Here is a 12,761-nt window from a genome sequence, read left to right as displayed (position 1 = left end):
CTAGCCGGCCTTCGTCGGGCGGGTGCCGTCGATGAACTCTACCTGAACAGGTGAGAGCTTCAGCTGGGTGCGGTCGTAGACGATCTGAGCGGCGCGCATGCGCCCGTTCGACTTGTGATCGGTGTACTCCTGGTACTGGGAGCACACCCATTCTGGGTCACCATCGGCGAGCATGCGGCCCTGCTCGATCCATATCACCCTGGTGCACATCTGCTTGATCGTGCCAAGAGAGTGGGAGACGAGGAACACGCAGCCGGCTTGGGCGCGCACTTCATCTAACCGCTTCTTGGTTCGGGAACGGAACTGGGCGTCACCGGTGTTGAGAGCCTCGTCAATGAGCAGGATATCGGGGTCCACACTCGTAGCGATCGCGAATTGCAACCGTGACGCCATACCTGAGGAGTAGGCTTTCAACGGCCGGTCCAATGCCTCATGGAGTCCAGAAATCTCGACGATCATGTCGAACTTCTTCTGGGCTTCTTTGGGGGACAGCCCCATCGCGAGACACCCGAGCTTGATGTTCTCCCGTCCGGAGATCTCTCGGACGAGGGCCGCGTTGACGCCCAGCATCACCGGCGTGGACGTGGCGAAGACTTCACCGGAGGTGGGGCGGATCTTCCCGGTGAGGAGCTTCATCAGGGTGGACTTACCGGAACCGTTGGTTCCGATGACTCCGACGGTCTCACCGCGGTTGACCACAAAGCTGAGCTCGTTCAGGGCGGGGATCTCAGACCATCCTGAGCCGAGGGCCCGCTGCAGATGACGACCCACTCTTTTGGTGGAGTTCTTATGCTCGGTACCTGAGCGAATGCGGTAGATCTTGGACGCGTTGTCCACAGCTACGGAGACCTTATCCGGGTCGACTGTCTCAACCTGCGGCGCGTTCTGCGTCAGGGGCTGGTCATCCCACGCGATCTCTTGGATCTGGTCGAACCCGAATCCGTCGTCGAAGACCTCAGGATCCAGGTCGAGGCCATCACCGGCGGTTCCATTGCGGGCTGGTCCGTTTGCCCGGCGGGGAGTGTAGGGAGAAGTTGGAGTACTCATATTGTTCGACTCAGCGCTCCCGCCCGTACGTTTCTTCCCCGCGCCAGAAGATGATCATGCCGATCACCAGGGCACCAACGGCCCAACCGCCCAGTACTGCCCAACGGAAGGGCTCCCCGAGGCCGTCGTAGAGCCACGCGTCACGAATGATGTCCAAGATACAGAAGGCAGGGTTGTAGTGCATGACCGTGATAATCCAGTCATGGCCCCGGTCAGCGAACCGATCCACACTGAAGATCACGGCCGAGGCGTAGAACCACAGCCTGACCCCAATACTGATGAGGTGCTTGACGTCATTGTGGTTGGCCACGACCCGCGCCAGGATCAGGCCGATTCCAGTCATGACCATAAGCCCCAAGAAAATGGCCGGGAAGAACATCAGCCATTTCCAATCCAGGGTGATGCTGGCGCGCTCCATATCGGCGATCTGGTAGTCCCCGATGAAGTAGACCAGAACAGCCATCACCACAAAGGTGGGAACCGTGGCGAAGAGTTCACGGACTGCGGAGGAGATCGGCAGACAGGCGCGTGGAAAGTTGAACGCCTGAACCACTTGTTGGTTACCGGCGATCGAATTCGAAGCGCTGACCACAGCGCCCTGAATGAAACGGAAAGTCAGCACACCAATGATCAGATACCCGATGAAGTTCACGATGCCACGGTGAGTCTCCAGGATGTAGCCGAAGATGAAGAAGTACACCGCAGCCTGCAGCAGCGGGTTCATGACCATCCAGAAGCGGCCGAGTGAATCGAGATTGTTCTGCGACGATGTGCGGGCGTGCGCATCGTACTGAAGGAAGTGGCGGAAAGCCCAGATGTTCCGGATGTAGCGGAACAGGCCTGGACGAGCACCCACTCGGACCAACTGGTCTCCATCCATCTGGACGACCCGCTGGGGGCCCAACTGGAAACTGGGCCGATGTCGTTCAGAGGCAGGTGCTGCCATGAGAGTCCTCCCGGGGTGAATTGCGTGCCACGCACATGGCGGGGCAAAGCGCGGCCCAGTCTACCAGCGGGGCGTGACAGTGCCGTGGACATTAGGGGTGCAGGTGATCTGCGGCTCCTTCATTGCGCCACGTGTCATTGGTCTCGGCCGGCGAGGCGCTGGGTCCCTAGAATCACTCCATGCCCTCATCCTCCACCGGCGTGCCCTCGGACACTACCTGGAACCCCACTCGATACTTGGCCTTCGCCTCAGAACGCACACGTCCCTTCGTCGATCTCCTGGGTCGAGTAAACCTCCCCAACGCTCGCACCGTCGTTGATCTCGGCTGTGGACCTGGAAATGGGATGCCGGTCCTACGGCACCACTGGCCCGCTGCCCACATCACAGGAGTAGATTCCAGTCAGGAGATGTTGGACAAGGCGCGCGAGTCCACAAGCGACGACTCCAAAATCACCTATGAGCGGGCAGACATCCGCTCGTTCGCGACCTCAGAGCCGGTGGACCTTATTGTTTCGAATGCTGCGCTGCAGTGGCTGCCCGACCACCGGGAACTCCTGCCAGCTATCCAGCGTTCCATTGCCCCCGGAGGAGCGCTGGCCGTTCAAGTACCCGGTAACTATGCGGCGCCGAGCCACCGTCTGCTCTCGGAGATGGCCGGCAGCAGACCCTATGCAGAGCACGTCGACCCCGCCACACTGCTGACCCCTACTGCAGGGGTGATCGACTACATGCTCGACGTCAGCAGTGATGGCTGGGACGTCGAGGCGTGGGAAACGACATACCATCATGTCCTCCAGGGACAGGACCCGGTCTTTGACTGGATTTCCGGAGCAGCAGCACGGCCTGTGCTCTCTGCACTCCCTCCAGACCTGCTTGAGAAGTTCACGACCGAGTACAAAGCGGCGCTCAAAGAGGCGTACCCCGAGACTCGAATCGGGACAATCCTTCCCTTCCGGAGAATTTTCTTCATCGCTCGCCGCAGCCACTAGAAAAAAGTGCTGCAGGGCACACAAACTTTCAGCGTTCTTTAGCACTATTGCGGTGCTCATCGGTCTACACTGGCCTGCTATCAGCCATTGTCGATGAAGAAAGTTCAACGCCTTGAGCACAATTGAAAAGGTTAAGCGGGAAGTGCGGAAGCTCAGTCGTCTCCACAAGGCGGCCCTGATGCTCGCGTCGCTCATCGCTGTGCTGGCCGTGATGGCAGCGTTCCTCCAGATGTATGGATTAGCGCTGGGGTGTCTGACTGCACTGGTTGTTGGCACCCTGTGCGTGGTGGTGTATGGAAACGAGGACGCAAGACGACGGCTTTTCGGCAACACTTTCGATTTACCTGCACCCGCCGAAACACCCAGCGGCGGGGGCGATCAAGCGCAGCTGCGCGGTCACGATCCCACACTCCTGCAGTGGGCTAAGGAGCTGCGCCGTGGCGGAAGGCTTCAATGGTTCGCCAGCCTTGCCCGCGAAACTAGGCTTACTGGTGCTCGGGATGTCCTAGCACTGAGTGCCACATCTGGGGCGTATGACTACCGTGCCCTGGTTCGCGAAATCGAATCCTTGCGTTTCCGCTCCACCGACCTTCAGCGCAGAGCGCTTCTTCAACAGATCCTGTGGGCACCGGCCTACCTATCGCTCGCACGAGTGCTCTATAGTCAGCGCCTTGACAACAGGGACCTCTTCAACTGCCTCTCGCTCTACAGTTTCGCTGAAGACATTTTCGGTATGCGAGTCTTCAGCGAGGGTATCGACCGCTCTCACTACGCCGATCTGCTCAGCTGGAACGGTGAACACACACGTGCCGCTGAGGTGCTCAACTACCAGGACCCTGATCCGGACCGCGAGTACTCCCAGCGGTACTTGCGCCTCAATACGGTCAATCCGAATTTGACGGGGCAGCGCCATCAGGCCGGACAGTGGTCAGCCCAACTCGGCGAGGAGTTCAGCCGGCACGGCCTGGTGCCGCCCTCCTTCGAGAATCCGCAAGCACCGTCGTTCTACCACATCCGTTGTGACGCCCCTGCAGTCACAGGTGGTGACCTGCCGAGGGTGTCAGTCATCATGCCCATATACGAGCCAAATGCGGCCACGGATGTGGCGATTGAATCATTGCTCAATCAATCGTGGAGGAACCTGGAGATCATCATCATCGATGACGCTTCTCCTGAGACAGACGAGCTCGGGAACCCCACCCCTTACCGGGCTCAGCTCGAAGGCTGGGCAGCACGGGACAGTCGCATCCGCTTGATTTTCTGCGAACAGAACCGAGGAGCCTACGCGGTCCGCAACGACGCATTCGATATGGCAACTGGTGAATTCGTCACGATCGCCGATAAAGACGACTGGCACCACCCCCAACGGATCGAGCGCCAAGCGCGGGATCTGATGAAACACCATGACAAGCACGCCAATATCGTGCAGTGGGTAAGGGTCGATGAGAACGTGAAGTTCCAAGTTCGCTGGGGTCCAGACCGGGTCATCCACCCCAGCTTCGCCTGCATTATGTTCCGCAGAGAGACCGTCAAAGACAAGCTCGGCTATTGGGATGCGGTCCGCAAATCTGCTGATAACGAGTACAAGAAACGATTCGAACTGGTCTTCAACACCAAACTGGTCTCTGACGATCCGGTTCCCATGGCGTTCTCCCTACTCGGTGAAGACAACCTGACCTCACATGACTTTGGGTTGGGTTATCGCCACCCGGATCGGGAGATTTACCAGCGGGCGTACGGGGCATGGCATCAGAGCATCAGCGCCGGCGCGAGCCCGTTCATGCCGAAGAACCCAGACAAGCGACCCTTTGTGGCGCCTCCTTCATTCCTTCCAGGACGGGACAAGACCTACATCCCGGAGTACGACGTGATTTTCCTCTCCGAGTGCGGAGTGCTCGGCGGAAACACACTCGGCCTGGTTCAAGAGATTGAAGCGGCTCTCCAAACAGGGCTGCGGGTAGGGCTGATCGCTCTGCAGAACGGACTTGTTCCCTCGGCAGCCAAACGGCGCCTGGTCCCGGAGCTTGAACGCCTCTTCCTCGCCGGACGCATTGACTGGCTGACTCTTGACCGACAGGCGAAGACCCCACTGATGGTGGTCCACTGGCCCACTGTCATGCAGCTCGACACAGGTACCGTCTCCCAGATTAACGTGGGTAGGATCGTGGTCGTCGCCAATCAGCTACCCGCAGCGATCCATAGTGATGACAGGTACTACTCCATGGACCAGGTCAGCCGCAACTGTGTGGCGGCCTTCGGCCGGCAGCCGATGTGGGCTCCTCAATCAACCCTGGCACGCAGCTATCTGCTGGGACAGTTGCCAGTCCAGCAACTCTTACCGTCTAACTGGGCCTCCGTCGTCGCGCACATCGGTGAGCTGCGAACCGAGGCCCACGACCCGTCTGCGCTGCCCGTCATCGGACGCCCGGTGAGCGAAACCGAGTCGCACTGGCCACCCAAGACACTGCGTTCTCAGATATACCCCACTAACGGGAGCTGTCGCGTCGAATTGCGCTCCAACGTTCAGGTGCTGCGGCAGCATGGTGTGATCGGCGGCGACGGTGTGCCTCCGTCGTGGAACGTCGAGGCTCCGGGTGAGGAGAGTTTCTTGGACTATCTCGGTGCCCTGGACTTCCTGGTCTGTTTCGACAACCAGCCGTGGCATGAGTCTGTTGAGCCCAGCGTCCTGGCCGCTCTCAAAGCAGGGGTGGTCGTGGTCCTCGAACCCGAATACCGTTCGGTCTACGGTGAGGCGGCAGTCTATGCTGAGCCCAAAGACGTACGTCGGGTGTTGAAGACGCTTTGGGAAGACCCCGATGGCTACGCGGATCAGCAGCAGCGTGGCGTCGAATTCCTTCGCCAAAATCGTTCAGCTGAGCTATACCTTGCCCGTCTGCGCGAGTCCTCTGCAGAAGGCCTCCCAGAACTTGAGCCTGCAGGATGAAGCAGCTGGGGTCGAAAATGGTGAGGCGGCTTCCACCTGTCGTCTCCCGGGACCGTCAAATCAAAGAACTTGAGATAGAAGCACGGCGCTCAGCAGGAAAGATCCGCTGGAACGAAGATCAACGTACCCGGCTGGAAGATCGGCTGAATCGGGCGTTGCGGAGAGTTGAGACGTTCCGGGCGCGCAGCGAACTCTCGGAGCGTGAAAAGCTTGATGCTCTTCGAGCAAGGGACCGCAAAGCTCAGGAACTCGAAGAAAAGATTGAGCGCCTAGAGGCTGATCTGCGGCGATCACGCAGCCGGTTGGACAAGCCGTCGTTTCTGACTCTGCTGGTGGCCTACCGGGAACTATACGAGCAGCGATTTACCGCCGACCCGTCCGATGCGCTGCCTCTTTGGCAGATGCCGTTCAAATTGCGCAACTACTCATTGGCCCAGAGCCACGGTGTCGGTGTCCCGGAGGTCTACCAGGTGTGGGAACACCCGGAAGACATCAACCTCAGCTCCCTGACGACAGACAAGATGGTGCTGAAGTCCGACGGTGGACACAGCGGCCATGGCGTCTTCATCCTCCAGCGCACGGGCCACGGTTGGGAAACTCTGGATGGTGGCATCGCGTTTCAGGGTAATACCCCGTCGGCGGAGATCCTGGAACGGTTCAGTCACTGGCATGGCCCGTACTTCGCTGAGGAACTCCTCGAAGGGACCTCTGACTCGGCGATACCCGAGGACATCAAGGTCTACACCGCCTACGGCGAGGTGTTGCAGATTCTGCTGATGCAGTCCGGTGGAGAGGGCTCCATGGACCGGCGTTCCTACACGCGCCGCTACCTCGGTGCCGATGGTGAGGACCTGGGCAAGGTGGCAGAAATGGGCACCTGGAACCCGGATATCCCCACGCCCGAGAATATCGATCACATCATGGAGACTGCGCGGCACCTATCCCGGGCGGTGGGCATGCCGTTCGTGCGAGTGGATCTCTATCAGACTCCGCGAGGGCTTATCCTTGGGGAGCTGACTCCCACACCTGGGGGACGGCAAAGGTACCGCGGTGAGCACGACGCCTATATGGGCCTGGAGTGGGTCAAAGCTCAGTCCCGTTTGGAGCAGGACCTTGCAGCGGGCCGGCCCTACGGATCGCTCTTCGGGCGGAATGACTACACGTGGTGGTACGACCAGCTGACGCAGTCCGGGAAAGAGGCTCCTGCGCTGTGGAGTCGCCCCCGCCGGACGTCCCAAAAGTGGTGTTAATGACTGCGGATCCGTCTGGAGGAGCGGGAAAGGAGTCGCCGGATGCCACGCGCGAGCCTGGCTGGCACTGAGCTCAGTCCACGCTCGCGAGCTTCGGTCCCGGCAGCACCGGACGTTTCCCGCCTGACAGGCAGGGCTGTCTCGAGCCTGTCGAGGTCAGTTCTGAGGTCGGGCAATGTGGTCTGCTGCGCCAATTCGATGAAATCAAGGCGGGTCACCTCGCTGAGCGGAACATCCAGACGCGAAACGGCTGCGGCGTCGATTGTGGTGAAAAAATCATCAAACTTGAAATCGCGTCCGTCGACAGGCGAATCGGTGAGATTGAGCCACACCCACGGCACGCCATAGGCCTGCGCGACGATGATCCCGTGGAGTGAGGTTGATATGCACGCCTGGGCTGACGCGATCTGAGTGACCACAGTTTCTAGGTCTTCACGCACATCTGAAACCACGAGTCTTTCATTGGCGAGCTCTCGCATTGCCGCTCTGTGCTTCAAATGCGGAACCACCGCGATATGCTCCCCACGCGATGTGACCGGAAAATGCCGTGGCAGAAGCAGCGCCGGGTCACCGTAGATCTCCGGCACCTCCCAGCCGAGTTTCTCCCTCAGCTCAGCGGCGGTTAGCCTGCCCCGAACGGCGCGGACTCGAATGTTTTTCAGCCGTGAAAACGCTGTGACCTGTTCCACAGACAGTGCACGCATCAGCCCACTGCCCCAGATGTCCACGTTGTTCCGATTGATCATCTGAATGATCGACCCTACGAGCAGCGTGGCGCGTCCCCGTGCTTTCGTGGGAGTTTCACGGGTGCGCCGGACGTTGACGACGTCTTTGCCGGTAAGAGCGGTGACCAGCCAGGGGCCGACAGCGTCGCCAAAGTTGGGGCGCCGGTCATACCAGATGCCTTGGGCGACGACATTCTGAAGAGACGTAGAACCCCGGTGGATCTCCTGTTCGCGGTGGGCCATGGAGGTCACAGCCTCAGCCCAATACATCGCATGGCGCATGAGTTCTCTGGCCGCACCCCGGGACGCTGCGGAGATGTCAGTGAGCACATGGTGCTCCTCTGGTTCGGCGACCAATGCTGCTTTGGTGACCAGCATGGCCCGCAGGGACCGAGCTACGAGCGCGTCCTCACTGGCGCACTCCAGCCTCAGGTTGCTTCCCGATAACCGCGCCACCAAGTCCACTTCTCCCACCTCGGTGGTGATGTGCCAGGTGATGGAATGGTCTCCAGCTGTTGGCTGGCCCAAGAGCAGCCGCGCCTTGCGGTTCCACAGACTGTAGCCTCGCAGTCGGCTCAGTACGCGCGGTTCAGGGTTCGGGCTCATGAAGCCTCTCTGTCAGTTTTCAGGGGGGCGGCGAACAGAGATGCCAGAGTCACATCCTCAGAGCTGGAGAGTTCCAGGCCGGTGATTATGGCACCAGGGGCTGGTTCCAGGACATCGGTGATCTGGTGACCAGCCCAACGCAGGGGTCGTTCGAACCTGCTCTGGTCGTCCCGGGTGAAACCGGCCTCACGGAGGAACTCCACCGCTTTCTCATCGGGGCTCTCCTCCAGCGTCAACCGCAGCCGGATAGTTGAGGATGCCGGCGCACTTTCTAGGGTCCCACTGAGCAGCATCGGGTGACGGTAGTCGCAGGTAATGGCGATGCCGCCTCCCTTCAAGAGTGTTGGGTCACCTATCAGGCTTTCCTGGCCGGGGAGGGGCCTAGCCGAGTCGAAGATCCGTTCAGCGATGTGCGGAAAGGAGGAGGCGACGTCGTCCTGTGTGGCGGCGGCACGGGCGGTGGCTTGTTCTACCACGCGGGTGAAGAATGCCCCAGCGGAGGTGGTCAGGGTGCTGTCCTGGGTTTGATGGCGGGCCCGGAAGAATCCGGGCTGGCGGCCATCCAGGATGACAGGGAAGTTGCGGTCCGCTTTGTGGTGGCCTTTGAGGTGGTGTCTGGCTTCCAGACCGTAGATCTTCTGGCCGTCTGGGGAGAATCGGTGGACGGTGAGGAACCCGGCGGAAGACTTAGCCTCATAGAACGTCCAGGGGAGCACGTACCCGTTCTGCGCACGTATGGCCCCGATGCCCTGGGGGAGAGAGACCCGGTAGCCTACGTGCTCATCGGTGACGTACTGCGTCATCCGGTCAAAGTAGTCGATCGGCAGAAGATCGTCATCGTCGAGCCGGTACATGCCGAACACCTGGCCAGCCAATCCGCGTTTTGTGAGCATGGTCTTCACCAGTTGTAGGTTGGGGTGGCTCGGTGCTGCTCTCTGCTTGGTCTCGTGGATGCGCAGGAAGGGGTAGCGTGTGCGGGCTTGCTGGAGGGCTGTTTTGTACTTCTCCGGCAGCGAAGGGGAGATCGCCACAATGTGCACCAGATCGAACTTCTGTGATGCCTGCTCCAGCTGCGGGAGGCTCTCTTCAATGAAGATGGCTGTTCTGGTGTCGAGCCGGTCTGGGGCGTAGAGCCAGTCGGTGTATTCGGCCTCGGAAAATCCACCTGCTGCGCTGGTCGCTTTGAAGCTCCCTGATTCGTATTGGTGCACGCTGAACCTCGTGTATCCGATGAAGAGAGTGCTCACAGCTGTTCCTTCCGCATGCGTGCTGATGATGGACCCAACCGATGCTTCAGTTGGGCGAGATATAGATTCCGCGGGGAGACGGTGGTGCCCACGTCGACGAGGACGGAGTGCAGGTCCCCTGAGAACTCACGGGGCTTTGGGTGCGGCTTGGTGGGGCCGATCACGCCGACCATGGCGCTGTAGGGCGCGTGCTGCTCCAGGCGCACCGCGAAGGCGCGCTTATTGGTCACCTCCACGTTCCAGTGCACAAAGCGGGCTCCCCAATGCGGACCGGCTTTCTTCGCCCCGCCCAGGGAGCCAGTGTTCCTAAGTGTGATGCAGGTGCGCACATTGTCGAACGGAACTCGCCGGTGGGAATCAAATGTCCCTTCCATATCTCCATCGGACCAGACATTGCCTGAGGAGTACCCTTCCACATTGAGCCCGTGGGTGAGGGCCTCTGGCGCTAGTTCGGTGGTCGCGGGTGGGATTGAGAACTCGTGAATAAGGCAGTCGTGGCTCTGTTCTCGGCAGATGAAACTGTGGTGCCGTGCCCGTCCGCTGACAGAGACCTGATGGAGGGTAATGCCTTTGGCTGAGGTGAACCCGAAGCCGTTGTCAGCGTCGATGACCTCAACGCGGCGTGCCCAGCAGTTCAGTGCCGCCTGGAAGTGCGGTCCGTTGAAACCGTGGTCTTGGTTGTGGGGCTGCTGCTCGGCAGCTCGCATGCGGATCGTGCAGTCCTCGATCCCCGATTCCCGCACATGGGGGCCGAGCGAGGCCACCGTAGGGTCCCATTCGGGTCGCAGGTCGATTTTCGTGGGCTGCGCGAGGACCAGCATGTTGGGCTCCACCTGGTCGACGCGCACCGGCCAGCGCAACTGGCGGTAGTTCCTCTGTTTGCGCAAGGAGCTGGCCAGCTGGGCGAAGTCGTAGCTGTCCTGAGGCAGATCCCCGCATAGGTGGGACAGGAGGCTGTTGCCAGGTGTATTGGTGACGGAGAGGATGACCTCATCGCCTGGTGTGATGTCAGTGGTGTCTGAGACCGGTATCCGCTGTGTGCCGCGGCCCACAGGTTTCGTCACCTTGGCCAGTTCGCGGTTCTCGATCCATCCTTCGTTGGTTCCCCACGCCCAGTCGGAGGCCTCGAGTTCGGCTTTCACCTCACGGGGCAGGAACCACACCAGCCCGCCGGTCCAGGACCATTCGCCCATTCGTGAGGTGCGGTATGCCGCATCGAGGTGTTGTGTGAAGTACAGGGTGGTCTTACCCTGGCCAGCTCCGCGGAGCACCACATTGGATGCGTGAACCCATATCACTGAGGAGAAGTGGAAGGTGCCTTCGGGGAATAGGACGACGCCGCCGCCAGCCTTTTCTGCCGCGTCAAGAGCTGCAGCCACAGCCTCGTCGCATCCGTTGGTCTGGTCAGGGACAGCGCCGAACTCTTCGACGCGAAACACCGGGCCCTTCAGGTCGGGGAGCGGCTGGTTACCCATCTGGTATCCGGCGTGAGACACGTTGGGGATGCGCGGATGCCGTGCGGGGTCAGCTGTGTACTCACGCCACAGCTGGGCCGCCAGGGACGCATCCTGTTTCTTGAAGAGCCCCTGAACGCGCGCCGAGAGCTGATGAAGGGGTCCGAAAGTCATAGTGGGTAGGCGGTCACGCGCTGGATGGTGAGCGGCTCGTGCTGGTCAGTGTGGAGTCTCAGATTGGTGATGCGAACTCCCTGCGGGGGCTCGAGGAAGAGGATATGGCCCAGGCCCGTGCTCTGGTGGGGCACCCACGTCGAGTAGTCACCGTCATCTGATGCGACTTTCGCGGCGGCGAAGAACTCCTGTTCCTGTTCTTTGGAGTACTGGCAGGCAGCGTCTTGGGTGGTGGAGAAACTCACCTTCAGCTGGCGCTGCTTCAGCTTTACGCGGTCGGGAAGCTCAACACGGAGGGCAAGAGCTCCGGGTTTCTCCCACAAGTAGCTCACGGGTTCGCTGGTGGCGGTGACACTTCCTGGGTCAAAAGTAACGGCGTCTTCGTCTCTGCCCGGTGTCAGGCGCATCCGGTCAGCGACCACGGGGAACAGTGTGCGGACCTGATCAAGGTCCGCTGGGCCCTCACTGCGGATGCGCATCATGGCCTCGGGGTAGAACGGTGTGGGCTTTCCACCCAGCGTGCTGTCCTGACCCCGGTGCCGGATATGGAAATACGCCGGCTCCCGGGAGTCAAGGATGGTCGGGTTGGTGTGGTCCATCACTGTGTGTTTCGGTGCCTGCGTGTGGCTGACCTCTCCCTGGTCGTATCCAGCGATGCACAGCGGGCCGAAGGCACTCTTGGGGTAGTAGTAGTCCCGGGCGTACACAAAGTCCTCACCGAACCGCACCGCGGCAATACCGAGCCCCTGGGAGACCCACCAGCCAATGTGACTGCGCCGAACATAGGGTGCCATGAGGTGGAAGTAGTTCACCGAGAGCACGTCGTCGTCATCAAGCCGGTAAACGCCGATGGGGCCGGACGTGAAGTGATGTTTCTGTGCGGCCTTGCGGATCAGGCTCTTGGTGGGTGTGGAGGAGACGGTTTTCTTGGTTTCGTTGAGTTCCACGAAGTCATAGGTGCGGGCGGCCTGGCGCAGCGCTTTCTTGTGCCTCTCCGGTAGCGACGGGGAGTAGGACACGTAGTGGACCACGTGGAAGTCTTCAGCGGCCTGGGCCAGCTGGGGGAGACTGAGCTGGGTGAAGATCTCGGTCCGCGGGTCCATGCGCTCATCGCTGTACAACCACTGCGTGTACTGATCTTCGCTGAAACCTGCTCCAGCATCTCCATCTCTGGTGGCGTTGAAGTACCGGGACCCGAACTGGTGAACGCTGAAGCGGGTATGCCCCACAAACAAGATCTTAGAGGCCGCTTCCGAGCTCACAGCAGTGGCAGCGGGGCTTTCCGGACGCCGGATAGCCTGCCGAGCCCGCCGAGCAACGCCGAGGGCGCGTCGCCTGAGGGTGGATAGTGCGTTCATGAATCTCGCTTTCATAGCACT

General features: G+C 60.5%; 9 protein-coding genes. 3 read left to right on the top strand and 6 right to left on the bottom strand.

The features are described 5' to 3' along the window. Together FEF26_RS00340 and FEF26_RS00335 are read right to left on the bottom strand one after the other, a co-directional pair. On the bottom strand, nucleotides 1–1,047 hold the full coding sequence (locus FEF26_RS00340) for an ABC transporter ATP-binding protein (RefSeq protein ID WP_138251545.1): 1,047 nt from the start codon (nucleotides 1,045–1,047) through the stop codon (nucleotides 1–3). A gap of 10 nt (nucleotides 1,048–1,057) precedes the next feature. Continuing rightward, nucleotides 1,058–1,993: an ABC transporter permease gene (locus FEF26_RS00335; protein WP_138251544.1), complete on the bottom strand. Its 936-nt coding sequence runs from the start codon at nucleotides 1,991–1,993 to the stop codon at nucleotides 1,058–1,060. 179 nt (nucleotides 1,994–2,172) lie between these two features. Between FEF26_RS00335 and FEF26_RS00330 the strand changes: the two genes are divergently transcribed. The 3 genes from FEF26_RS00330 to FEF26_RS00320 all read left to right on the top strand — a co-directional run bounded on the left by FEF26_RS00330 (nucleotide 2,173) and on the right by FEF26_RS00320 (nucleotide 7,176). Further along, nucleotides 2,173–2,982, top strand: coding sequence for a methyltransferase domain-containing protein (locus FEF26_RS00330; protein WP_166432850.1), 810 nt, complete (start codon nucleotides 2,173–2,175; stop codon nucleotides 2,980–2,982). Nucleotides 2,983–3,094: 112 nt separating this feature from the next. Then, on the top strand, nucleotides 3,095–5,926 hold the full coding sequence (locus FEF26_RS00325) for a glycosyltransferase family 2 protein (RefSeq protein ID WP_138251543.1): 2,832 nt from the start codon (nucleotides 3,095–3,097) through the stop codon (nucleotides 5,924–5,926). Then, on the top strand, nucleotides 5,923–7,176 hold the full coding sequence (locus FEF26_RS00320) for an ATP-grasp fold amidoligase family protein (RefSeq protein ID WP_138251542.1): 1,254 nt from the start codon (nucleotides 5,923–5,925) through the stop codon (nucleotides 7,174–7,176). Before FEF26_RS00325 ends, FEF26_RS00320 begins: the two co-directional genes overlap by 4 nt. Here FEF26_RS00320 and FEF26_RS00315 read toward each other — a convergent pair. From FEF26_RS00315 to FEF26_RS00300, 4 genes are read right to left on the bottom strand one after another with little or no spacing between them, the layout of a single operon-like run. Then, nucleotides 7,173–8,507: a polysaccharide pyruvyl transferase family protein gene (locus FEF26_RS00315; RefSeq protein ID WP_138251541.1), complete on the bottom strand. Its 1,335-nt coding sequence runs from the start codon at nucleotides 8,505–8,507 to the stop codon at nucleotides 7,173–7,175. The two genes, FEF26_RS00320 and FEF26_RS00315, sit on opposite strands and share 4 nt — an antisense overlap. Next, nucleotides 8,504–9,754: a glycosyltransferase gene (locus tag FEF26_RS00310; RefSeq protein WP_166432849.1), complete on the bottom strand. Its 1,251-nt coding sequence runs from the start codon at nucleotides 9,752–9,754 to the stop codon at nucleotides 8,504–8,506. Before FEF26_RS00310 ends, FEF26_RS00315 begins: the two co-directional genes overlap by 4 nt. Beyond that, the gene (locus tag FEF26_RS00305; RefSeq protein ID WP_138251539.1) at nucleotides 9,751–11,382 is read right to left on the bottom strand and encodes a glycosyl hydrolase family 28-related protein; all 1,632 of its coding nucleotides are present in this window, start codon (nucleotides 11,380–11,382) and stop codon (nucleotides 9,751–9,753) included. Before FEF26_RS00305 ends, FEF26_RS00310 begins: the two co-directional genes overlap by 4 nt. Beyond that, nucleotides 11,379–12,740: a glycosyltransferase gene (locus FEF26_RS00300; protein WP_166432848.1), complete on the bottom strand. Its 1,362-nt coding sequence runs from the start codon at nucleotides 12,738–12,740 to the stop codon at nucleotides 11,379–11,381. The genes FEF26_RS00305 and FEF26_RS00300 overlap by 4 nt, the downstream gene beginning before the upstream one ends. Nucleotides 12,741–12,761 lie beyond the last annotated feature (21 nt).

It is taken from the genome of Nesterenkonia salmonea, from assembly GCF_005771525.1.
GTDB lineage: Bacteria > Actinomycetota > Actinomycetes > Actinomycetales > Micrococcaceae > Nesterenkonia > Nesterenkonia salmonea.
This window is presented reverse-complemented; position numbering and strand designations above follow the sequence as displayed.